Source organism: Brevundimonas bullata (assembly GCF_003350205.1).
GTDB classification, from domain to species: domain Bacteria; phylum Pseudomonadota; class Alphaproteobacteria; order Caulobacterales; family Caulobacteraceae; genus Brevundimonas; species Brevundimonas bullata.
In genome coordinates, this window is record NZ_QLLC01000014.1 from 1 (window position 1) to 22,566 (window position 22,566).

Sequence of the window (22,566 nt, forward strand, 5' to 3'; positions counted from 1 at the left end):
ATCCTCATCCGTCCAGCGACGTCGCCGCTCCGGACCTGTCAGGAGGGTGATCTGGCTCATCCGCTCTCACGCCTGCTCTTATGACCGGTCTTAAGACCGCACTTAAGAGTCCAGGATCGCCGATGGGCTCAGCCGAACAAGGCGGCCTTCACCGGAGGGGTACGGGCATCCCTCAAGCGCGTGGTCATAGTTGCCTAGTCAATATTGCTATTTTCTCGCATGGCTGGAGTGCTTCACCACTTGCAGCAATCGACACCCCTCACGGTCAGCATGCTGATTACGTTGCAAAATCACCTAGCCGGCTACGCCCCACCGTGATCGAAGCTGAGCCGCTCTTCTCATCCATGGATTTTGAGGAGAGGAACTGACCAGAGACAAGCCACGCGCCAAGCGGGCGCATTTTAACCTAGTTAAGTGCTCATCTAACCAAGGTTCGGCAGGGTGATGTTATGGAAGAGGAAAGCAGCATCCTCAACGATCCGAGCTTCCGCCTAGGGACGCTCGTCGGTCGGTTGCAGGCCATCAGGGATATGATGGCCCTCTTCGCCATCGGCGAAGCGGCTGACGACGACTTGGATGGCCAGATGAAAGACATCGTCCGCCGCCAAGCCGCTATCGCCCTCTGGCTTGAACAGGCGGAGACCGAATGCGACGTGAAGTGGGAAGGATTGCTTTCAGAACTGCGTGAGCAGGAAGGCGAGGACGGCGCCTGACGCCTGCCCCACCAGCGCCGTGTGGCAGTCCTCCTTGGATCTACAAAGAAGATACTCCTGGAGGGAGCCGCTAAAGGCTTCAGCCTACGACCGGGGCGCCGAGGATGGACACTACATCCCGCGCCAGGATCAGCAAGACGATCGCACCACCATGCTGGTCAGGTGTGGAACAGGAGGCGGTTTGAGGCTGAGGAGCTTCTCCTCCGCTACAGTTGGCGACGCGCTTTTTCCTGACAAGCAACCAGACGCAATATGGACTTCACTGGGTTTCAGGGCGTTTCATCAAATATCATCCAACCCTGATGATAAGCCGCTTTCTACTACTCGCCTCAGGATCGTTCAGTGAGTCAGGCAATTGGAGCCCAAGATCGGTAGCTAAAGGGCCCGGACACCAGCGCAACTGCGAGGGTGCGGCCAATGGGAGAAGGACCCCCTCGGGATCGGGTCCTGCGTCACGAGGAAACCTGCGCGATCAGAGGAGCCTTGGATGACCCGTCGGTGCTGACCTGCGCCAGCAACGCTCGGCGGAACAGTCAGCGTGTCTACGTCAGTCGTTCGGTCGGGATCGCCATCAAGCTGCTGCTCCTCACCCTTCTTCGTTCAGAGAGGAACATCGCGGGGGCTACCCGCATTTCGGTCTAGCTCTGACCGCCCTGCACGGGGGTTCCTGACAGGAAGCTCTATGATCCGGCCCCCCTTCAGAATGCCCCCCTCCGCACTGCGACATGAGGTTGGCGAGATGACATGAAGATCGCGACCTATAACGTGAACGGCGTGAACGGGCGGCTTCCCGTTCTACTGCAGTGGCTCGAAACTGCGCGACCCGACGTCGTCTGCCTCCAGGAGCTCAAGGCCCAGCAGACGAACTTTCCCGCAGCGGCAATCCGAGACGCAGGCTATGACGCGATCTGGCTGGGCCAGAAGAGCTGGAACGGCGTGGCCATTCTGGCTCGTGACGTCACAATCCACGAGACCCGCCGAGGTTTGCCGGGCGATCCCGACCTCTCGCAGAGCCGCTACATCGAGGCGGCGGTCAACGGGGTGCTTGTGGGCTGCCTCTACCTCCCGAATGGGAACCCCGCTCCGGGCCCCAAATTCGACTACAAGCTTCGCTGGTTCGAGGCCTTGACGGCCCACGCCGCGAGCCTGATGGCGAGCGGGGCTCCCGTGGTGCTTGCCGGCGACTACAACGTCATGCCGACCGACTTGGACGTCTACAAACCTGAGCGCTGGAAGGGTGACGCCCTCTTCCGTCCGGAGGTTCGAAACGCCTACGCGAGTCTGCTGGATCAGGGATGGACTGACGCCCTGCGCGCCCTGCATCCAGACGAGAAAATCTACACATTCTGGGATTACTTCCGGAATGGCTTTTCGCGGGACGCCGGACTGAGAATCGACCACCTCCTCCTCAGCCCGTCCCTCCGAAACCGGCTTCGCGAAGCTGAGGTTGACCGCCACGTCAGAGGCTGGGCGAAGACCAGCGATCACGCCCCGGTCTGGATTCAGCTGGAGGACTTGCCGTCGCCCGCCTTCAGATGAAGGTCCTTTCTCAGATCCGCAAGGAACCTGCCGGTGACCGTCATATTCGGGCTCTGGGCGAGCCTGGCGTCGGCCTCAAGAAGAATGAGTTGAACCTCGTCCGAATCCAGCACCCCTTTCTCCACCAGCTTGTCGAGCAGGGTGAGCTGGAAGGCGATGCCAGCCAGCGCGCTAGCGCCTGATTCCTGAGCGTTCGTGGCGAGTCCTTTTCAAAAAGAGTGTGACTCGGAATGGCCTAAGGACCGGGCTGTTCTTCGTGCCGCCTGCCGAACATTCGACCGCCCGTGCACACGAAAGCCGTCCCCCTGCTCCCTGACCCCGCATGAAAAAGGCCCTCCGTCTTGCGACGGAGGGCCGAGAGATCTTCATGAAGCGCATCACCACTCTATCAGATCATCCCGATAGCATTCTCGCGGTTACGGCGATTAGCGATATCGAGCCCGTTCCTGTTCGATCTGGTCGGTCGTCCAGGGCTGAGCCGCCGGGTCGAAGGTGGACCAGCCGCCTTCACGGTAGGCCCCGACGCGCGCCTGAGAATCGAAGCCCCGACGGTCGTTGAGGATGGTCTCGATACGCACCCGCTCGGATTCGTCCGCCTTCACGCTCACCAACGTGCCGCCACGACGAACGCCTTCGGCATAGACATGGGCTTCTTCGTCGGAGTGACCCGCCTCCTTCAACGCTCCTAGCAAGCCGCCGGCGGTTCCGCCGACAGCTGCGCCCGCCACCGCCGCCACCGCGGTCGAAGCAAGCCAACCGGCCGCCACAACGGGGCCAAGTCCGGGGATCGCCAACATGCCGAGGCCAGCGAGCACTCCGGCGCCCGCGCCCAGAACACCGCCGGTCGCAGCGCCCTTGCCGGCGCCTTCAGCGATATCGTTCTCACCGTCTCCGTTCAGATCTCCAAGCTTGCGGTCGTCTGCGTGACGATGACCCTCGTGCCAGTTGTCTGCGTTGTTCGAAATCAAGCTGATCTTGTGATGATCAAAGCCGGCGGCTTCCAAGGCGGAAACAGCCTCAAGCGCCTGGGTGTGCGTGTCGAATAGTCGAGTGACCGTAGCCATGTGCATTTCCTTGAAACTGAAGTGATTCTAGCGAGTCGAAGGGGCGGCGCTGACGACACCCTTGTAATCGACGGAGACCTGGCTCTCCGCCCCGTCCTTGGTGGCGACCGCCGTCCAGATTCCCGACGAGTCCTGGCTCAGGGGCCCGACACCCGTGTAACCCTGCTTCTCGATGGCCGAGCGCGCCTGGGCTTCGGTAAAGGAGTTGGCGCCCGGAGTGAGGCTCGCGTCGGCGGGGTTCGAGGACATGTCGACCGCCGGATTGCGCGGCGCATCGGATTCAGAAACCACCGGGCCTTCGACCCTACCCTCGTCCGCCGAATTGTCGCTGCAGGCTGTCAGCAGAAGCGCTGCCGCCGCTAGGGCGTAGATGGCTCTCGTCATGTGATTTCCTTTCAGGGAGACTGTCCGGAAAAGAAGCTGCTCTCCGGCTCGGGGTTCCGCTGACGGGCTCACAATTCCGCCGAACCCCCGTGCCTCGGGCCTCATTGCAAAACGGCAGGGTCCGCTCCTGTTCGATCCGGTCCCGACAACCCGATTCATATCCTCAAACAGGGGGAGCCGGCTAAGGTCTCTTGGGTCCGGTTCCGGACAGAGGGTGTCGACCTTCCCAGGGTCAGAGACCCAGATGAGGGCAGCCAGAGGAAGCGCTCCGGTGGTTAGACACTGCGACTTCATGCGGGCTGCCGATCAGCCCCGCGGCTGCCGCTTCAGGTTCGGCGCGCTGATCAACAACAAAGACTGTCTAGACCGGCTCGCGGCTGAGCCGGAGATAGGTGGGATCGAACTCCGCCAGATGAACCAAGCGGTCCCAGTCCAGGAACCGAACCGATCGACTGCTCCAGTCGATCAACCCCTCCTCGCGCAGCTGGGCCACACATCGATTAACGTGAACGGTCGAAAGGCCGAGCACATCCGCGAGGATCGCCTGGCTCAGCGGAAGAGTCATCTTGCCCCCGCCCGCCCTGTGAACCACCTCCAGGCGGAGATACAACTCGCATAAAAGATGGGCCAGACGACCGGTCGCAGCCCGACGACCGAGACCCGCCAGCCATTGGCGATGCACGGCGGCGTCGATCAGGGTATCCATCCACAGTAGACGAGTCAGGTGCGGCTGGGTCTCGGTCACCTCACGGAGCGCTTCATGCGGGCAGTAGGCGACGGTGCAGTCCGTCAGCGCCGCTACGCCATGGTCCATGGGGCTCATCAGCAGACTGTGGAGGTCGACGAAATCGCCGGGAACATTCAGCTCCGTGATCTGGCGCGCGCCGTCCATGAGCACGACGTACCGGGCTGCGAAACCGTCCAGCAAAAGCGTGCTGTGTTGGGGTGAGGCGTGCTGGCGTACGATGTCGTCTCCGCCCTTGACCATCGTCGGCGGCGCGAGGATGCCGCCAAGCACTGCTTTCTCTTCGGCGGACAGCTGGTTTCGTCTCGAGAGCTTTTCTACCAGAGGCCCCGTCAAGATCCGCTCCTCGTTATTGTAACGCTCCGAGAGAACCGTCCGCCGCGGGGCTGGTTCCGCCGCTCGTGATCGAGTCAGCCTGGTAAGGCCCGCCTTCCTCTCTTGCCACGGCGGCTCCGAAGCCAAGCGCGTCATCCTCGAAGATGCGCGCCTTCAGGACGGTTCGACTGGACCCCAGACGCCGCTTCACCAGAGCGCCCCCCAGACGGCATGTCCTCGGCGGCCACGGTTTCGGCACGCATCACGCCGGCCCCCGGCCGCTGTAGCGACCGTTGTGGCCAGCCATGACGGTTCCCTTCCCTCGCCCGCCACGTTCCCAAGGGACGCCTGCCCGACACCACTCCGTCGTGGCCGCCATCAACTGAACGCGAGTCTCCTAACCCATGTGAATGGCGGCCTTCGGGCAAACCGCCACACTACGGGGCTCAGGAGTACGACATGAAGACCATGATCCAGCTTATGAATCTCCGCGACCTGCCTTCCCGATCGCACCTTGAAATCCAAGACCACCCGGTCTTCCAGGCCCTGCCGCCCCTCGCCCAGGATCGGGCCATGGAACGAGGGCAGCTCAAGGTGCTCGCTGCGGGAGAGGACGTTCCCGATGATGACGGGCTCTATTTTATCCTGACCGGCGTCTTGGGCCTGTTTCCTGGCCGCCAGCGCATCTGCGTCTCCATCGTCGTGTCCGGATCTGTTCATGGTTGGGATCAGGCGCTGGACGCTTGTGGGCCGCTGGCGACGGCCCGGGCTATTGTCGAAACTCTGGTCTGTCGCGTACCGGCCGAGAGCGTGGTGGGGTGCCTCGGCCGCGACTGGCTGACACGTCTCGTGGCGCGTCAGGCGCCGACGCGCCTGCACTTCCTGGCCGCTGAGGCGGTGTGCAACGCCTCACACCTAGTGACGGATCGACTGGCCAAGTGGCTGGTACGGCTTCACTGCGGCGCCCACGGCGCCGCGCTTCGTCTCACACAGGCCGATTTCGCCGCGATGCTGGGCGTCCAGCGAACAAGCGTAAATGCGGCGGCGGGCCGACTGCAGGAGCAGGGCTTGGTGCGCTTTGGACGAGGAAAGGTCCAGGTCGTTGATCTGGAGGGGCTGCGCCAAGCCTCGTGCGGTTGCGGAGAGGCGCCGAGGCGCGCCGAAAACCTGAGACTCGTCCAGTCGACGCCGCTCGCTGAACCCTCATCCTGGGATGCCGCCCAAACCCCTTCATCTCAGTTGCAAGCAGGGCGGGCGCCGCCCTTTCCTGATCCCGCTGACCTCGCCGCTGGGACGCCGGCATCAACCGCTTCTTGCTGAGCCGGGCTCCGGCCTAGCATAGCAAGGCCCCACTGGGGCTTCACTGCGGGCATGAAGGTTTCGCCCGACCCGGCGACAACGGGCGACATCGGCGGCGTCCATCTTGCGCAGGCCATGTTCCCTGAGCCAGATTCCGATCTTTCCTTTGAGCGATCCGAGGACAACTCACCTCCCGGCCTGGCTTTCCCGGCTCACGCCGGTCGCCGCTAAGGGCCTGTGGCGCCGATCCGACTGCGGCCTTGATGTTGGGCCGCGCTGCAGGGGCGGGAACCATGCAGACCGCGAGGCGCTGGCTTCAGTCATGGATAGCGGATGGAGAAATCAGTGAACTGGAGCCCCCTGCTGATCGGACTCGTCGCCGGACAGCGCTCAATGACGCCGCTTGCGGCTGTGGCCATGGCAGCCCGCTCAGGCGGCCTGGTGCGGGACAACGGCGCCCCGGGAGTCATGAGACGCCCTTCTGTCGTGATAGGGGCAAGCATCCTAGCCGTCGGCGAGCTGCTGGGCGACAAGATGCGCTCGGCGCCTGACCGCACAGTTCCCCCCGGCCTGGCCGCGAGACTTGTGTCGGGCGCGCTCGCCGGCGCGGCCCTGGCGCCTCATGCCCGGCGGCTCCAGGCGGGAGCCCTGGGCGCTGTCGGCGCCGTCGTCGGCGGATATGTCGGGCTAGCGGTTCGTAAACGCGCCTTACGCCGTTTCGGGCAGACGAGGAGCGGTCTGGTCGAGGACGCTCTGACGCTTGGGGCCACGACCCTGATCATGCGCGCCGACCGGCGTCAGTCTTCGCGCCGACCCGCGGTCGCAATTTAAAAAGGGCGGCCCTCCGCGAGAAAGCCCGCCCAATATTCCAACAAACAGGAGAAGCCGACATGAGCGACCCCAAGCAGAGCGAAGGCCGAAAAGCCAACGCCGCAACTCCCGGCGGCCGTCCCGACGGTTCGACGTCCGAGGCCGCGGTGAAGCGCACCGGGCTCAAGTCCCGGCGCGCGGCCGGTCCCGACGGCCCGGACGCCACAGTGATCGGCGATACCTTCAAGGCCAAGCCCAAACCCTAGCGCGATGCCTGCCCGACGGGCGGATGCCCGTCTCAATCCCGTACGACCCCGCGTTTCGCCAAGGTGCGGATATGAGCATCGAGCAGGCGAGCGGCGACCTCCCGTGCAAAAGCGCGTTGCGCCTCGGCTGCATCGAGGATCAGGCGATCACCTTACGCTCGGCGGTAGGAAAGACGAAACAGGACCTTCTGGCCACGCCGTGAGCCCCCTCCTCTTGTTCGCCGTCGCCGTCATAGAGGGGGATGCCCCGGATCGAGCCCTCGACCAGTTCGACGCCCTCGAGCGTCATGCCCTGGGCCGCCCGCAGTAGGGCGCTGTTGTAGGAGCCCGAGGGCAGCAGGCCGCGCCTCGAGGGGAAGACCGCGTGGACAATCCATCTCGTCGGTCGCCAGTCGAGCAACAGGTCGATCAATCGACCGGCCTCCAGATCCCCCGCCACCGCCACGGTCGGCAACAGGACAACGCAAGCCCCTGAAGCGCCCCCTCGTGCAGCATATGCAAGTCATCGGTCACCAGACGCGGCGCATGGCGCACAGCCCTCAGGCTGCCCGACAGTCCAACCAGACGCATCAATCGTTCGTTCTTTGCCTGGCTGCTGCTGGACTTGGTGGTCGAGGGTTGCGCGGCTCAGCACCTGCATGGGGAGATTTCCGTCCCCCGCTGCATCCCGCCCCCCAGAGGCGGTCATGCCGTCCCTGTGCGCCAGGGCCCAGATGTGATCGCGGTGGGCCGGGCCGAAGTCCAGGCTACGCCAATCGGCCAGGTTCGCCTGACCGACGCCGGGCGATCTCAGTCCGCCCGAGCGTCCGACGCCGAAGGGCTCCGCGACGCCGCGCGCACGAAGCGCACGCGTTCGGTTTTCAGTTCCGGCTCGGGAACGTATCCCGCCTGGGCGAATGCGCGCTGCTGCGGCGGGGCTGAAGGCGCATCCTCGGCCCGCCACCACTTCGGGTCGGTCGACGCCTTTGGCAGAAGCCCGCCCACGATCCGTTCGATATCGCGAAAGCTCAGCTCGACTTCCGCCGTCTTCTGGCGGCGCAGGTAGCGAGCAAGAGGCTCATACTTCGCCATGTCGACCCTTCTCCTGTCACCGTGCCCCGACGACCCGCCTGCACAGTTCAAGCGGGCGTCCATACGGGACGCCGCCCCGTGAGAGAAGGCCGCACAGGCGATTCTCAACTGGACGCCGAACGTGAATGCGACCCGACGCCTCCGCCGCAAAGGGGGGCAATGGACGGGGAATGGCCGGGCCGCGCCTCCCCGAAGCTGAGGAGTGGACGAAACCCCGCAACATCATTTCGTGATCGCAGCCGGCGCCACGATCCGCGCGCCTTGTGGCGGTGCTGGCCCAAGCCTGCCGCTCAGTCGGTCGCCCTAAGGTCGGAACAGCACCTTGCCGGCCTTACCAGACGCGAGAGAGGCCTCCACCGCGCGCGACGCCTCGTCGAGCCCGAATACGGCCTCGACCGGCAATTCGAGCTGACCGCTGGCGACGCGTGTCAGAAGCTCGCCGATAAGACGGCGGCGCTGATCGGACGGCATGGCCGCCGACACCTTGGTGCCCCAGAAGCCCTTGAGCGTGAGCTGCTTGAAAATCACCGCGCCGGAGGGAATTTCCATGGCCGCGCCGGTCATGGAGCCGAACGACACCAGCAATCCGTTTTCGCCGAGCAGGTCCGCCAGATCGCCGCTCGATGTTCCGCCGATGGAGTCCACCGCCGCCTTGATCGGCGCCTCTCCATGAAGGGCGCGGACCTGGTCTTTCCAGTCCGGCGTCGCCGTGGAAACCACATGGTCGATGCCCAGAGCCCCCAGCTCAGCCACGCCAGCGTCGCGCCGGACTAAGTTGATTGTGTTGACGCCCCGCCCCTTCGCCAGCATGGCTAGGGTTTTGCCGACCGCGCCGTTCGCCGCGTTCTGGATGATCCAGTCGCCCCCGGCCACGCTCAGGACCTCCAGAAGGGAGATGGCGCTGAAAGGCATGGCGATCAGTTGCGCCGCCGCTTCGTCGCTGACAGCATCCGGCACGGGAACCAGACCGCCCGGCGAAGCCAGGAAGTACTCGGCCCAGCTGCCGTGCACCCCCGCGACGGCGATCCGCTGCCCCAACAAAGCGGCGTCCACACCCTCCCCGACGGCCTCGACGACGCCGACCGCCTCGCTGCCGCCGATGGCGGGCAAGGGCGGTTTGTAGCCGTAGCTGCCGCGGATGGTCCAAAGGTCATGATTGTGGATCGGCGACAGCGTCGTGCGGATGCGGACCTTGCCAGGGCCAGGTTCAGGCGTTGGCAGGTCCGCCAGATGGAGGAGTTCGGCCGGTTCGCCGAAGCTGTCGTGGATCAGGCTGCGCATTCGGTCTCTTTCCACCCGTCGCCCGGCCCTGGCCGATGACGAGTTCATCAGGTTGAGGCTTGAGATGGGGCTCCACCGTGCGTCTGCAATGTTCCCCTCAATCCCCCCGGCGTTTTCTCCGGGTTTTGTTCGCGTCATCGTGGATGGCGGACACCAGGGGAATGAACAAGGTCCATCGCCCCTTCATGGCTTGCGCCATGACGTACAGACTTCTACATTGCATCCATGGCTATGCAGGACGCCGCCCTCAGATCCCTCGACCCGGTCCCGCCCTTGCGGGATCCGCAGGAGCGCAGGCGCATGTCCGCCCCGGCCCTCAAGCTCTTCTTCAAGGCGGCGGCCCTATGGGGTCTGACGGTCGATCAGAAGCGCGCCGTTCTCGGCGACATCTCACGCCAGACTGAACACAATTGGCGCAACGGTGACGCCACCACGCTGACACGCGACCAACTCGAACGCATCTCCCTCGTCCTGGGCATCCTGAAGGGCCTGAGGCTCATCTTCGTCGAAGACCAGGCTGGCGTCCGGTGGCTGAAGGCGGAGAACCGCGACCACCCCTTCAACGGCCGTTCGCCGCTTGAGCGCATGACCGATGGCGGTATTTCCGACCTCTACGACGTCCGGCGCTACCTCGACGCTTGGCGGGGCGTGCGTTGACCACGCCGCCGCAGCGGCGTTTCACGTCCCGTACCCACCGCCTGGTCAACAGCCGCTTTCCAACAACCGGCGTCTTCGACGACATCGCCGAGAACGAGGAAGAGCTCCGCGTCGCCTTCCAGCTCGAGGAGATGACCAACGGCCGCCTCCTCGCCATGGCGCGCCTGCAGATGATGCCGCCGGGCTCACTAGCTGCAGGGCCGACCGCCACGCTCGCCAACGCCGCCTTCCTCCACGCTTCCGAGAGCGGCGGGCGTTTCAATGGGCCCGACCTCGGAGCCTGGTACTGCGCAACGGACATCGAGACGGCTATCGAAGAGACCCTCCACCACAACGGCAGACGGCTTCGACTGTCGGCCGGGGGCTTTCCCAACCGCATCCAGCTGAGAGAACTTGTCGTCCATCTGGACCTGGATCTGGCGGATCTGCGCGGGCTGCAGGCGGAACGTGCGGAGCTCTACGATCCCGACGACTATCGCGCCTCCCAGGCCTTCGCCGCCGATATTCGCTGGCCTGGCGACCCGGACGGCGTCGATGGCCTCGTCTATGACAGCGTGCGCCGTCCAGGCGGCGTGAACGCCTGCATTTTCCGCCCGGGCGCCCTGCCCCTGCCCATCCTCCAGGGCGGGCACTACGAATACGTCTGGGATGCGAAGGGTCAGGTCGAGGTGATCATGCTGACCGGCGTCAATCGAGCCTAGCCTGACCGCAGCCCTCAAGCAGACGCCCGTCTCGGCAGACAGACGCCCGCCGTCATTTCGGACAGGCAGTAGTCGGACCAGGCCTCCAGGACCTGGCGCCGCTTGCGCAGGGCGTCGCTCCGCCGATAGGCTCGCTCGGTCTCGTCGCCGACGACATGCGCCAGACACTCCTCGATGGTCTCTCGGGCGTAGTCCGTCTCGTCGCCCGCCCAATCCCGAAACGTCGAGCGCATGCCGTGCGGCGTAAAGCCCGGCGCCAGATCCCGAAGCATCATGTCCATCGCCATATTGGACATCGGCCCGCCCTTTGGTCCCGGAAAGATGAGCTGGTTGGGTCGCGGGTGGGTCGGATGAACCGCCTTCAAAACGTCCAGTGCGCCGGTCGATAGCGGTTGGCGAAAGGCGCGTTCCTTCATGCGGCTCGGGTCGAGCGCCCAGACATCGGCTCTGATCTCGCCCCAGACCGCCTCCAGGGTCATGGTCTCACGCGCCACGGTGAAGATCGTGAACTCCAGCGCGCGGGCGGACATGCCCTGGCTGGCCGAGAGTCGCTTCATGAAGGCCGGAATCTGTTCGTAGGGCATGGCCGGCATGTGGCCGCGCTGGAGCTTGGGGCGCGGCGGCAAGAGGTGGATCAGGTTCCCCTTCCACACAGCCGGGTTCGGGCCGGTGCGCAGCTTCTTAACCCTGACGTAGTCCAGCACTCTTTCGAGGCGCTCGCGCAGCTTGCCGGCTGACTCCGCCTTGGTCAGCCAGAGCGGCGTCAGTACGGAGAGAACGGCCTCGACGTCGATCTCATCGACCGGCCAGTGTTTGATCGGCGCGGCGTGGCGCTCGATGGAGCGCATCCAGCCGGCCTTGGTCTTGCGACCACGCCAGCCGCCTTCCTGGGCTTTCACATAGTCCGTCCAGCACGCCAGCAGTGTGGGCCGCCCCGCGACGCCGGTTCGGACCGCCGGCCTGTCCATCCCGGTCGAAGGGCTCGCCTCCAGGCTAAGAGCATCGGTGCGGCGTTGTTGCGCCAACGGATCCCTCCCAGCAGCGATGGACTGCTTGGCCCTGTCGCGGGCGAGACGCGCATCCGCCAGGGACACGTCGAGCATGGACCCGAGACCCATGTCCCTTCGTGCGCCCCCCGACCGGTAGCGATAGATCCAGCTACGTCCGCCCGTTCGGGCCACGACGAGATAGAGGCCGTCTCCGTCGGAATAGTAGCCCTCGCTCTTGAAGCCACGGACACTTCGATCCGTGAGCTTGCTGACTTTCAAAGCCATCGCCGCGCTCGCTGCAAATCATCCAGGAGCCTCGATTCTAGTGGCTCCTAATTTGGTTTGCACCCACCATCCTTCCCATCCAGCTTCCCATCCAGCAGACAAAAACTCGGTGAAATGCCCTGACGCGGTTTGCAGCAGTTTGGAAAAACAGAACACATTGTAGTGAATAAGTTTTTTGACACGAAACAGGCTCAGATGAAAAAATCTGGCAATCTATTTCCGGCCTCTACCCGCGGAGCCACTCGGGGGCATTAAGCCCAAGATATCGTCGCGCTTAATCATAGTTGGCCCGGGCGGCTTCCCATCCAGATTTCTATGCACCTAACACGCGGAACGATTTTCGCGTCTTCGTTGGCATGGCTTTGCACCTTTGAAAGACGGCGGACGATCACTAGCCCGATCAAGTCAGCCCCGCTTCTGTCCGAGCCATCCTGAGATCCTCGACAAGGGCCATGCGCGCGCGGCGACGCTCCTCAAGATCAGGCATACGCAAGACAAAGGCCGGATGAAGCGTAAGCAGAGCGCGCGCGCCATCCGGCGTGTCAATCACCGCGCCCCGCTCCGCCATGATGGATGGCTTTCGCCCCAGCACAGCCAGGCCCGCCGTCGCGCCCAATGCGAGGATCAGCCGGGGCCTAACAAGTCTGCGCTCCTGATCCAGCCACCAGCGGCAGGCCTGGACCTCGCCCGCGTTGGGCGTCTTGTGCAGGCGTCGCTTGCCGCGCGGCTCATGCTTGAAGTGCTTGACCGCATTGGTCAGGTAGACCCCTGAGCGATCAATGCCCGCTTGGGCGAGGGCGACGTCGAGAACCTGACCTGCTGGCCCGACGAAAGGCTGTCCCGCCAGGTCTTCATGATCGCCCGGCTGCTCGCCGACAATCATCAGCCGCGCCTCGCGCGGTCCCTGTCCGCAAACGCCTTGGGTCGCATCCCGCCAGAGAGGACAGCGCCGGCAGTTCTGCAGGCCTCGCTCCAGGTCCGTCGGGTCCGCAGCGACCAGGTCATCGGTCGAGGTCCGATCAACCGTCGGTGGGCGCAGGCGCTGAAACTTCTCATTTGGCAGAGACGAAGGTTCAGAGACCATGATCTCGGTGCGGGCCGCCGCCGAGGCCACCAGTCCCGGGATCAGAGAAGCCTCGGGCAGGTTCTTCCAATACCGTTTCGGCATCTCCGACTGCATCATGCGCGTGCGCAGACGCGCAGGATTGAAGGTCGAAGCGTAGTAGGTGCGCCAGAAATCCTCGACCTCGTCCTCCTGCGGAGCCTCCTCTTGTCGTCCCGGCGGCCCGAAGGTCAGGGCGTCTCCGTCCCAGTGGGCGGTCCCATCCGGCGTCAGGATCGACCACTGCATGGTGCTGAACCGCCGTGCGAAAAAGGGCGCCGTCTTTTCCAGCACGCGATGCGCCGGCTCGAACCAGGCGACCCAGCGCTCGCCGTCCGCATCCCTCGTTTCGCGAAAACGAACGAAGGCCTTCATCTTGTGCGCCGCGCGGTGGACGTTCTTCACCCGCTCGGCCGCCGCTGCGACATCGGGATCGGACACCACCCGCATCAGATCGGGCTCGTCCCGCAGCCGCCACAGCAGCCGATACATCAGGTCGAACCGATCCGGGGCGCGGTGCAGGATCAGGTCGCCCGCCGTTTCCATGAAGGCCCGGGGGACGACGAAAGCATCGTCCACGGCGGTTGCGCCAGCCGCTCCATCAACGTCGAAAAGCCCGTCCTGACCAGATCCCGCCGTGACAAAGCGTACGCTGGCGGGCTCGACGCCGGCAGTGCGCAAACGGCGCGCAGCCGCCTTCCATCCGGCGAAATCCGTCTCACTCGCCAGGACAATGGTGCGCATCAGAACAGGCTCAACTGTTCCGGGGCCCGCTGCGGCGCCAGCCGCGCGCGCAGGTGCTCCGCATCCGTCAAACCGCCCGGCGTCCAGTCCAGTGCGACGATCCAGGGTCGCACCTTGTCGATCGACCGCGTCAACCGCGCCACATCCTCCAGCCGCAAGGTGCGATAGCGCCGGACCGACAGGATGCGATCCACCGCCTTCACCCCCAGCCCCGGCACGCGCAAAAGGTCTTCGCGCGCGGCCAGATTGACGTCGGTGGGGAAAATGTCGCGTCGCTTCAACGCCCAGGCCAGCTTGGGATCGACCGCCAGATCCAGCATCCCGTCTGACGCGCCCTCCCCGATCTCGGGCGCGGTGAAGCCGTAGAAGCGCATCAGCCAGTCGGCCTGATAAAGCCGATGCTCCCGCATCAGCGGCGGTTTCGACAACGGCAGGACGCTGGAGCTGTCGGGAATGGGGCTGAAGGCCGAATAATAGACGCGGCGCAGGCCATAGCCGCCATACAGAGAGGCGCTGCGGTCCAGGATTTCCGTGTCCGGAGCCCCGTCCGCGCCGACGATCAACTGCGTCGACTGACCGGCCGGCGCGAAGGCCGGCGGACGATGCCGGTCGCGCTTCTCCGGCTTGGCCGCTTCCAGCCTCAACCGCACCTGCCCCATGGTCTTGCGGATCAGGCGGGCGTCCTTCTCGGGCGCCAGTCGCCCCAAGGCCTCGTCGCGCGGCAGCTCGATATTGGCCGACAGCCTGTCGGCGTAACGCCCCGCCAGCGCCACCAGCCGCTCATCCGCTTCCGGGATCAGCTTCAAATGGATATAGCCGCGAAAGTCATGGTCCTCGCGTAGGCGACGCGCGACCTCGACCAGTTGCTCCATCGTATAGTCGCCCGAGCGCACGACGCCGGACGACAGGAACAGCCCCTCGATATAGTTGCGCTTGTAGAAGGCCAGGGTCAGATCGACGACCTCGTCCACCGTGAATCGCGCCCGCTCGACGTTCGAGGACGAGCGGTTGATGCAATAGACGCAGTCATAGATGCAGAAATTGGTCAGCAGGATCTTCAACAGGCTGACGCACCGCCCGTCCGGCGTATAGGCGTGGCAGATGCCCATGCTCTCCGTCGAGCCCACGCCCTTGCCGTCGAGGGAGTTGCGCTTAGGCGCGCCGGACGACGCGCACGACGCATCATACTTGGCCGCATCGGACAGGATGGAGAGCTTTCGCCGAAGTTCGATACGCGCCATCCGTTCATGATATGTTCCTTGATCCGAAAGGTCCAGCGTGACCGTATGATGGGGACGACGGCGGAACCCTGACCTTCATGGCTCCGTTTCCCTGCCCTGTTCAGGGCCGGGCCCTGATATCCGAATGGCCTTGAAAGCGACCCTCACGCGCATGTCCCTGCCCGATCACGGTTTCGCCTCGGTCCTGCGACCAACGCCTGGCGGCCTATGGTGCCCGGAAGGCGACTTCTACATCGACCCGCCGCGCCCCGTAGCTCGAGCCGTCATCACGCACGGTCACGCCGACCATGCGCGAGCGGGGCACGGCGCTGTCCTGGCCACGCCCGAGACCCTGGCCATCATGGGCGAGCGCTACGGTGCCGACTTCGCGGGTCGGACACAAGCTCTGACCTATGGCGAACGGCTCAAGGTGGGCGGCGTCGAGGTGTCGCTGGCCCCCGCCGGCCACGTGCTCGGCTCAGCCCAGGCCACGGTGCGCCACGGGGGTCTGACCATCACCGCCTCGGGTGACTACAAGCGTCGCCGCGACCCGACCTGCGCCGCCTTCGAACCCGTGCCCAGCGACGTCTTCATCACTGAGGCCACCTTTGGCCTGCCGGTCTTTCGCCATCCCCCGGACACGCAGGAGATCGGTCGCCTGCTGCGTTCGGTCCAGCAATTCCCGGAACGCGCCCATCTGGTCGGGGCCTATGCACTCGGCAAGGCGCAACGAGTGATCCGCCTGCTGCGCGAGGCGGGCTATGACGAGACCATCTATGTGCATGGGGCGCTTGAACGCCTCAATCGGCTCTATGAGCATTTCGGCGTCGATCTGGGACCGCTGGCCCCGGCGACCGGATCAAAGGCCGACTTCGCCGGGCGCATCGTCATCGCGCCGCCCTCCGCCATCGCCGACCGCTGCAGCCGTCGCTTCCCCGATCCGGTCACGGCCTTCGCCTCGGGCTGGATGAGCGTGCGGGCGCGTGTGCGCCAGCGCGGCGTCGAACTGCCGCTGATCCTGTCCGACCACGCCGACTGGGACGAACTGACCGCCACCCTGACCGAGCTGTCGCCGCAGGAAATCTGGATCACCCACGGCCGCGACGACGCCCTGCGCCGCTGGGCCGAACTGGAGGGACTGACGGCTCGCGCCCTGCACCTGGTCGGCTATGAAGACGAGGATGACGACTAATGCGCGCCTTCGCCGCCCTGCTGGATCGGTTGTCGTTCACGGCGTCGCGCAACGCCAAGCTGCGACTGATCCGCGACCACCTAGCCGATGCGCCCGATCCCGACCGGGGCTGGGCCCTGGCGGCTCTGACCGGCGCCCTGTCCTTCACCGCCGCCAAGCCCGCCATGATCCGTCAGGCGGTCGAGGCCCGCGTCGATGCCGAGCTGTTCCGCCTGTCCTATGACTATGTCGGCGACCTGGCGGAGACCGCCGCCCTGATCTGGCCGGCCCGACACGGCGCCAACCGCGAGCCGGAACTATCCGAGGTCATCGACACTCTGAACACGGCCAAGCGCGGCGAGGTTCAGGGCCTGTTGGAAGGCTGGCTCGACGCCCTGGACGCCGACGGCCGCTGGGCCTTGCTGAAGTTGGTGACGGGCGGTTTGCGCGTCGGCGTCTCGGCGCGGCTGGCCTGGCAGGCGGCGGCGGACTTCGGCGGCGTCGAGGTCGCCGACATACAAGAGGTCTGGCACGCTCAGACCCCGCCCTACGCCGACCTCCTGGCCTGGCTGGACGGCAAGACCGAGCGCCCCTCGGCCATGGCCCATGGCCGCTTTCGTCCCGTCATGCTGGCCCAGCCCATCGACGAGGCCATCGACCTGCCCCGCCTCGACCCCGCCGCCTACGCCGCCGAATGGAAATGGGACGGCATCCGAGTTCAGGCCGTCAGCGAAGGCGGCGTGAAACGCCTCTACAGCCGCACCGGCGAGGACGTGTCCGGCGCCTTTCCCGATGTCCTTGCGGCCCTGAACTATGAAGGCGCCATCGACGGCGAGCTTCTGGTGCTACGCGATGGTCGGGTCGCCCCCTTCGGCGACCTGCAACAAAGGCTGAACCGCAAGACTGCCGAAGCCAAGCTGATCGCCAGCCATCCGGCGGGCATACGCGCCTACGACCTGCTGGCCGCCGAGGGCGAGGACCTGCGCGCCCTGCCCTTCGCCGAGCGCCGCGCGCGGCTGGAGGCCTTCGTCGCCGCCATCGGCTCAGACCGCATTGACCTGTCGCCCCTGGTGCCGTTCGAGACCTGGAAGGGGCTGGCCGCCCGGCGCGCCGAACCGCCGCCCGGCGATCCGCAGTCCGCAGAGGGCCTGATGCTGAAACGGCTGGACAGCGTGTATGAGGCGGGTCGCCCCAAGGGGCCGTGGTTCAAATGGAAGCGCGATCCGCACCTGATCGACGCCGTGCTGATGTACGCCCAGCGCGGCCACGGCAAGCGGTCCAGCTTCTATTCCGACTACACCTTCGGCGTCTGGACCGAGGACGCCGACGGAATCCACGTGCTGACCCCGGTCGGCAAGGCCTACTTCGGCTTCACCGACGAGGAACTGAAACAGCTCGACAAGTTCGTGCGCGACCACACCGTCGAGCGCTTCGGCCCCGTCCGCTCCGTCACCGCTACCCGTGAGTTCGGGCTAGTGCTGGAGGTCGCCTTCGAAGGCCTGCAGAGATCCAAACGCCACAAGTCCGGCGTCGCCATGCGTTTTCCTCGCATCAGCCGCATCCGCTGGGACAAGCCGGCCAAGGAGGCCGACGAATTGGCCACGCTCGAACGGATGCTGGACTAGCCGCGCTTCCTGCCCCGCCCTGAGGTCAGCGACGATAGAGGTCGGCGTCTGGGTCTTTCCCGCCCCTCAGTGCGGCCGCGACCACCTGGCTGGCAATCACCGAATAGGTGATGCCGTTGCCGCCGAACCCCATGACCGCCCAGGCGTGATCCAAACCCTCTACCGGCGCGATATGGGGCAGTCCCGTAGCGCTTTCGCCAAAGGCACCCGCCCAGACATAGTCGACCTCCACCTCTACCTTGGGCAGAAGCTGCTTAACCTTGGCCAGGATTCGGTCGCGCTTTTCACGCATCAGCGCTGGGTCGGCATGCGCGGTCGCGGAGGCTTCGTCTTCGCCGCCGACGATCAGCCGCCCGTCCCGACTGGTGCGCATATAGAGGTAAGGATCGGCCCCTTCCCAGACCATGGTCTCGCGCAGCCAGAGCGGAAGGTTTGCTCCGGGCTTGGAAGCCAGCGCCCAGGTCGAGATCACATCGGAATCCGGCGCAGACACGCCCTCCGGTCGCTCATAGCCGCAGCAGAAGACGACCGCCGACGCCCGAACAGCCGGACCCTCTTCAGTCAGCAGCGTGACCCCGTCCGGGTCGGACGCCGCCTGCATGACCTTGACCGGCGAATAGATCCGCGCGCCCCGTTCTGCCGCACGCCGAAGCAAGCCGGCCGCCAGCTGGGCGGGATCGGCGCTGGCCGAGCCCCCGCTCAGAATGGCCCCCGTCCGCTCGACGCCAAACTGGTCGCCCAGTTCAGCCGCCGTCAGGAACTGGCTGTCCAACCCGATCGCCGCCCGCGCCTCGGCCTCCGCCTCCAGCGCTCGCCGCCCATAGGCGTCGCCAGCCAGATAGAGGGCCTTGCGGCCCTGAAAGCCGCATCGAATCTGCTCGTCCGCCACGATACGCCCCAGATCGTCCACCGCCCTTCGGGACCGCAGATAGGCCCGGCGGGCGTCGGCCTGCCCGATTTTCTTGGCCAGCGCCGTCAACGGCAGGTCGATCTCCCACTGCAGGAGCGCGGTTGAGGCGACGGTCGAACCCATCATCGGCGGGCGGCGATCCAGAACCGCCACCTCATGATCCCGCGACAACTCATGGGCCATCAGCGCACCGCTGATCCCGGCGCCGACAATAGCGACATCGACCGAAATCGCCTGCTTCAAGGGGCGAACGGGCACGCCAAGGAAAGCACTGTCGGCCCATAGGGAGCGGCCACTTCTCAGGTCACGTTTCCGGGTCAATCCCGCCATTTGGCCTTCCCTCCAAGCCTCGCTTTGAGACCGGACGACGGAACGCGCCTTGTGGCCGGGGGGTTGCTCTCGTCCAGGCCTTGGCGCGGCCTGACCTCAGGCTCGACATCCGATGCAGAGGTGAAACAGAACAAGAACGCACCTATATTCGACTTCATGCCTTTGGGACCTCCACGCTTGGACACCTGCGACCTCGCCTCCGACGGGCTCCCGCCCCGCTTCCATGACTGGTTCTCCAGTCGCGGTTGGTCGGCGCGCGCGCATCAGTTGGCCATGATCGATAAGGCCCAGACCGGCGCTGACGTGCTGCTGATCGCCCCGACCGGCGGCGGCAAGACCTTGGCTGGTTTCCTGCCCAGTCTGATCGACCTGGCAGAGCGCGGGCCGCGCAACGGGCCCAAGGCCCTGCACACCCTCTATATCTCGCCGCTCAAGGCCCTGGCCGTGGATGTGGAACGCAACCTGCTGACACCCGTGCGCGAGATGGACCTGCCGATCGTGGTCGAATCCCGGACCGGCGACACCGGCCAGGCCCGCCGCCAGCGCCAGCGGATCGCCCCGCCCGACATCCTGCTGACCACCCCGGAACAACTGGCTCTCTTTTGCGCCTGGGAAGGGGCGCGCGACTATTTCGAGAACCTGCGCTGCGTGGTGATCGACGAGATCCACGCCATCTACGGCTCAAAGCGCGGCGACCTGCTGGCGCTCGGCCTCGCCCGTTTGCGAAGCTTTTCGCCCCATCTGCGCTGCGTCGGCCTGTCGGCGACCGTGAACGACCCGGCCCTTGTCAGGCGCTGGCTGTCGGACCGAGGCGACGACATCGTCCATGGTCAGGCAGGCGCGCCGGCGCAGGTCGAGGTTCTGCTGTCCGAAAACCGCGTGCCCTGGGCCGGCCACACCGCCCAGCACGCCATGGCCGAGGTCTATGAGACCATCAAGACGGCGCGCACGGCCCTGGTCTTCGTCAACACCCGCTGGCAGGCGGAGTTCGCCTTTCAGGAGCTATGGCGGCTGAATGAGGACAACCTGCCGATCGCCCTTCATCACGGCAGCCTGTCCGCCGAACAGCGCCGCAAGGTGGAAGCCGCGATGTCGCGCCAGGAACTGCGCGCCGTGGTCTGCACCTCGACGCTGGATCTGGGCATCGACTGGGGCGCGGTTGATCTGGTCATCCAGCTTGCAGCCCCCAAGGGCGCCTCGCGACTGGTGCAGCGGATCGGACGGGCCAACCATAGACTGGACGAGGCTTCCCGCGCGGTTCTTGTGCCCGCCAGCCGGTTCGAGATGCTGGAGTGCCAGGCGGCGGTGGAAGCGGTGGCGGAAAACGCGCTCGACGGCGATCCGCCCAGGACCGGGGCGCGCGACGTCCTGGCCCAGCACATCATGGGCTGCGCCTGTTCCGAGCCCTTCGACCTGGTGGAGCTATACGAAGAGGTGCGCCGGGCCGCACCCTATGCAGGACTTTCCAGGGAGGCCTTTGAGCAGGTCGTCGATTTCGTCTCGACGGGCGGCTACGCGCTCAGAAGCTATGATCGCTTCCGACGGATAATTCGCGGTCGCGACGGCCGCTGGCGTGTACTCAATGAAGAGACAGCAAGACGGCATCGGATGAATGTCGGCGTCATCGTCACGGCCCAGACCCTCAACATCCGCCTGCCTGGCCGCCACGGGTCTGGTCGCAAGATCGGTCAGGCCGAGGAGTGGTATTTCGAACAGCTGACCCCAGGCGACAGCTTCCTGTTTGCAGGCGAGATATGGCGCTTCGAAGGAGTCAGGGGGACGGACGCCATCGTCACCCGTTCGACCGAAAAAGAGCCCAGGGTTCCTAGCTGGGGCGGTTCAAAATTCGCGCTGTCCACCTTCCTGGCCAAGCGCGTTCGTCGGATGATGAGCGACGAAACCTCATGGTCCCGCCTGCCGCCCGACGTCTGCGAGTGGCTGTACGCGCAAAAGGCGCACTCCAGCCTGCCCGGCGAAGATGATCTTCTGGTCGAGACCTTCAGCCGGGGCAAACGCCACTACATGGTCTGCTATCCGTTCGAGGGGCGACTGGCGCACGCCACACTGGCCATGCTGATCACGCGTCGGCTGGACCGCGCCGGGGTCGGGCCGATCGGCTATCTGGCCAACGACTACGCCCTGTGCGTCTGGTCCCTGCGGCCAATGGACAGCCTCGATTTCGACGCCCTGTTCCAGCAGGACATGCTGGGGGACGATCTGGAAGCCTGGCTGGACGAGAGTTTCATGGTGAAACGCGCCTTCAAGGAATGCGCCCTGATCAGCGGCCTGATCGAGCGCCGCATGCCGGGGCATGAGAAGAATGGTCGACAGGTGACGTTCTCCGCCGACCTGATCTACGACACCCTGCGTCGGCACGATCCCGATCATCTTCTCTTGTCCTGCGCCCGCGAGGACGCGGCGCGCGGCCTTCTGGATCTGGCGCGTTTGGGTGAGCTGCTGGCCCGCATCTCAGGCCGGATCAGTGTCGAGCGGCTCCGGCATGTTTCACCCTTCGCCGTGCCTCTGTTGATGGAGATCGGCAAGGAGCGTGCGCCCGGAACCTCGGCCGCGGACATGATGCTGGAAGACGCGACTCTGATCGACGAGGCCATGTCTTGAGCGTCGCAAAGCTGGAGGCCGAGGACGGCGCCTTCGCCACCCGCCTGGCCGGGGCTGACGTCGTGTTTCGCGTGTCGGGCGCCCTCTGGTTGCCGGGGGAGCGCATGCTGGTGGTCGCCGACCTGCACCTCGAAAAGGGATCGGCCTACGCCGCGCGCGGGCAGCTCCTGCCGCCCTACGACACGCGCGAGACCCTGAACCGGCTGGAGCATGAGGTCGCGACTCTCGCCCCGCGATCCGTCGTCCTGCTCGGCGACACTCTCCATGACCACGGCGCATCAGCGCGTATCGTCTCGGATGAGCGCGCGCGCCTCGCCGCTCTGGCTGAGAGGCTCAGACTGATCTGGGTCGCCGGCAATCATGATCCCGATGGTGCGGGGGACCTGGGCGGCGAGACCGCGCAGGTGGTCGAGGTCGCCGGGCTATCGCTACGCCACGAGCCCTCTCCCGGCCCCGCCGATGGCGAGGTGTCGGGACACCTGCACCCCTGCGCCCGCATCAGCGGCCCGGCAGGAAGCATTCGCCGTCGCTGCTTTGCCTCCGACGGAAGGCGCCTGATTCTGCCCGCCTTCGGCGCCTATGCCGGAGGACTTAATCTGCGAGACCCCGCATTCACTGGCCTTTTTCGCGCGCCCCCGACCGGCTACCTGCTGGCTCGGCGCGTCGCGGCCGTCTCCTATGAGAAGATGCGGCCTGATCAACGATCCATGGTTGGTTGATCAAAAC

21 protein-coding genes are annotated in these 22,566 nt (G+C 65.4%); 11 read left to right on the forward strand and 10 right to left on the reverse strand.

Features of this window, described 5'->3' with window-relative positions; genetic code table 11:
• Window positions 1-449: 449 nt before the first annotated feature.
• Entirely contained in the window at window positions 450-713 is a 264-nt protein-coding gene (locus DXK21_RS08390; RefSeq protein WP_114817339.1) for a hypothetical protein, read from the forward strand.
• 744 nt (window positions 714-1,457) lie between these two features.
• Window positions 1,458-2,252: an exodeoxyribonuclease III gene (gene xth / locus DXK21_RS08395; RefSeq protein WP_114817340.1), complete on the forward strand. Its 795-nt coding sequence runs from the start codon at window positions 1,458-1,460 to the stop codon at window positions 2,250-2,252.
• A 425-nt stretch (window positions 2,253-2,677) separates the two neighbouring features.
• Here the strand turns inward: xth and DXK21_RS08405 are convergent, their stop codons facing one another.
• From DXK21_RS08405 to DXK21_RS08415, 3 genes are all read right to left on the reverse strand, one after another.
• Window positions 2,678-3,316 carry a hypothetical protein gene (locus tag DXK21_RS08405; RefSeq protein ID WP_114817342.1) on the reverse strand — a complete coding sequence of 213 codons (639 nt, stop codon included), beginning with the start codon at window positions 3,314-3,316 and terminating at the stop codon, window positions 2,678-2,680.
• Window positions 3,317-3,343: 27 nt separating this feature from the next.
• Window positions 3,344-3,700, reverse strand: a complete 357-nt coding sequence (locus DXK21_RS08410; RefSeq protein WP_114817343.1) for a hypothetical protein — start codon at window positions 3,698-3,700, stop codon at window positions 3,344-3,346.
• Between the two features lie 361 nt (window positions 3,701-4,061).
• Window positions 4,062-4,781, reverse strand: coding sequence for a Crp/Fnr family transcriptional regulator (locus DXK21_RS08415; protein WP_245945152.1), 720 nt, complete (start codon window positions 4,779-4,781; stop codon window positions 4,062-4,064).
• 438 nt (window positions 4,782-5,219) lie between these two features.
• On the opposite strand from DXK21_RS08415, the gene DXK21_RS08420 reads away from it, so the two are divergent.
• The 3 genes from DXK21_RS08420 (at window position 5,220) to DXK21_RS08430 (ending at window position 7,135) form a co-directional block, all read left to right on the forward strand.
• The gene (locus DXK21_RS08420) at window positions 5,220-6,080 is read left to right on the forward strand and encodes a Crp/Fnr family transcriptional regulator (RefSeq protein WP_114817345.1); all 861 of its coding nucleotides are present in this window, start codon (window positions 5,220-5,222) and stop codon (window positions 6,078-6,080) included.
• Window positions 6,081-6,527: 447 nt separating this feature from the next.
• Window positions 6,528-6,890, forward strand: coding sequence for a DUF4126 domain-containing protein (locus DXK21_RS08425; protein ID WP_245945153.1), 363 nt, complete (start codon window positions 6,528-6,530; stop codon window positions 6,888-6,890).
• A 59-nt stretch (window positions 6,891-6,949) separates the two neighbouring features.
• The gene (locus tag DXK21_RS08430; RefSeq protein ID WP_114817347.1) at window positions 6,950-7,135 is read left to right on the forward strand and encodes a hypothetical protein; all 186 of its coding nucleotides are present in this window, start codon (window positions 6,950-6,952) and stop codon (window positions 7,133-7,135) included.
• A gap of 139 nt (window positions 7,136-7,274) precedes the next feature.
• On the opposite strand, the gene DXK21_RS16910 is transcribed toward DXK21_RS08430, so the two are convergent.
• The 3 genes from DXK21_RS16910 to DXK21_RS08450 all read right to left on the reverse strand — a co-directional run bounded on the left by DXK21_RS16910 (window position 7,275) and on the right by DXK21_RS08450 (window position 9,487).
• The gene (locus DXK21_RS16910) at window positions 7,275-7,589 is read right to left on the reverse strand and encodes a type 2 periplasmic-binding domain-containing protein (protein ID WP_245945154.1); all 315 of its coding nucleotides are present in this window, start codon (window positions 7,587-7,589) and stop codon (window positions 7,275-7,277) included.
• Between the two features lie 335 nt (window positions 7,590-7,924).
• The gene (locus DXK21_RS08445) at window positions 7,925-8,206 is read right to left on the reverse strand and encodes a DUF7662 domain-containing protein (RefSeq protein WP_114817416.1); all 282 of its coding nucleotides are present in this window, start codon (window positions 8,204-8,206) and stop codon (window positions 7,925-7,927) included.
• A 303-nt stretch (window positions 8,207-8,509) separates the two neighbouring features.
• The gene (locus tag DXK21_RS08450; protein WP_114817348.1) at window positions 8,510-9,487 is read right to left on the reverse strand and encodes a zinc-binding dehydrogenase; all 978 of its coding nucleotides are present in this window, start codon (window positions 9,485-9,487) and stop codon (window positions 8,510-8,512) included.
• Window positions 9,488-9,718: 231 nt separating this feature from the next.
• Here DXK21_RS08450 and DXK21_RS08455 point away from each other — a divergent pair, with 231 nt between their 5' ends.
• Both DXK21_RS08455 and DXK21_RS08460 read left to right on the forward strand, forming a co-directional pair.
• Window positions 9,719-10,144, forward strand: coding sequence for an MbcA/ParS/Xre antitoxin family protein (locus DXK21_RS08455; RefSeq protein ID WP_162790608.1), 426 nt, complete (start codon window positions 9,719-9,721; stop codon window positions 10,142-10,144).
• Entirely contained in the window at window positions 10,141-10,845 is a 705-nt protein-coding gene (locus DXK21_RS08460; protein ID WP_114817350.1) for an RES family NAD+ phosphorylase, read from the forward strand. Before DXK21_RS08455 ends, DXK21_RS08460 begins: the two co-directional genes overlap by 4 nt.
• Before the next feature lie 14 nt (window positions 10,846-10,859).
• On the opposite strand, the gene DXK21_RS08465 is transcribed toward DXK21_RS08460, so the two are convergent.
• The 3 genes from DXK21_RS08465 to DXK21_RS08475 all read right to left on the reverse strand — a co-directional run bounded on the left by DXK21_RS08465 (window position 10,860) and on the right by DXK21_RS08475 (window position 15,206).
• The gene (locus tag DXK21_RS08465) at window positions 10,860-12,119 is read right to left on the reverse strand and encodes a tyrosine-type recombinase/integrase (protein ID WP_114817351.1); all 1,260 of its coding nucleotides are present in this window, start codon (window positions 12,117-12,119) and stop codon (window positions 10,860-10,862) included.
• Window positions 12,120-12,519: 400 nt separating this feature from the next.
• The gene (locus DXK21_RS08470) at window positions 12,520-13,965 is read right to left on the reverse strand and encodes a UdgX family uracil-DNA binding protein (protein ID WP_114817352.1); all 1,446 of its coding nucleotides are present in this window, start codon (window positions 13,963-13,965) and stop codon (window positions 12,520-12,522) included.
• Entirely contained in the window at window positions 13,965-15,206 is a 1,242-nt protein-coding gene (locus DXK21_RS08475; RefSeq protein WP_114817353.1) for a putative DNA modification/repair radical SAM protein, read from the reverse strand. The genes DXK21_RS08470 and DXK21_RS08475 overlap by 1 nt, the downstream gene beginning before the upstream one ends.
• A 151-nt stretch (window positions 15,207-15,357) precedes the next feature.
• Between DXK21_RS08475 and DXK21_RS08480 the strand changes: the two genes are divergently transcribed.
• Both DXK21_RS08480 and DXK21_RS08485 read left to right on the forward strand, forming a co-directional pair.
• A complete protein-coding gene (locus DXK21_RS08480; RefSeq protein WP_114817354.1) occupies window positions 15,358-16,377 on the forward strand; it encodes a ligase-associated DNA damage response exonuclease in 1,020 nt (339 codons plus the stop codon).
• Window positions 16,377-17,981 carry a cisplatin damage response ATP-dependent DNA ligase gene (locus tag DXK21_RS08485; protein WP_114817355.1) on the forward strand — a complete coding sequence of 535 codons (1,605 nt, stop codon included), beginning with the start codon at window positions 16,377-16,379 and terminating at the stop codon, window positions 17,979-17,981. The genes DXK21_RS08480 and DXK21_RS08485 overlap by 1 nt, the downstream gene beginning before the upstream one ends.
• A gap of 25 nt (window positions 17,982-18,006) precedes the next feature.
• Here the strand turns inward: DXK21_RS08485 and DXK21_RS08490 are convergent, their stop codons facing one another.
• Window positions 18,007-19,149, reverse strand: coding sequence for an NAD(P)/FAD-dependent oxidoreductase (locus DXK21_RS08490; protein WP_211305991.1), 1,143 nt, complete (start codon window positions 19,147-19,149; stop codon window positions 18,007-18,009).
• 228 nt (window positions 19,150-19,377) lie between these two features.
• Between DXK21_RS08490 and DXK21_RS08495 the strand changes: the two genes are divergently transcribed.
• Together DXK21_RS08495 and pdeM are read left to right on the forward strand one after the other, a co-directional pair.
• Window positions 19,378-21,840: a ligase-associated DNA damage response DEXH box helicase gene (locus tag DXK21_RS08495; protein WP_114817357.1), complete on the forward strand. Its 2,463-nt coding sequence runs from the start codon at window positions 19,378-19,380 to the stop codon at window positions 21,838-21,840.
• Window positions 21,837-22,559: a ligase-associated DNA damage response endonuclease PdeM gene (gene pdeM, locus DXK21_RS08500; RefSeq protein ID WP_245945156.1), complete on the forward strand. Its 723-nt coding sequence runs from the start codon at window positions 21,837-21,839 to the stop codon at window positions 22,557-22,559. The genes DXK21_RS08495 and pdeM overlap by 4 nt, the downstream gene beginning before the upstream one ends.
• Window positions 22,560-22,566 lie beyond the last annotated feature (7 nt).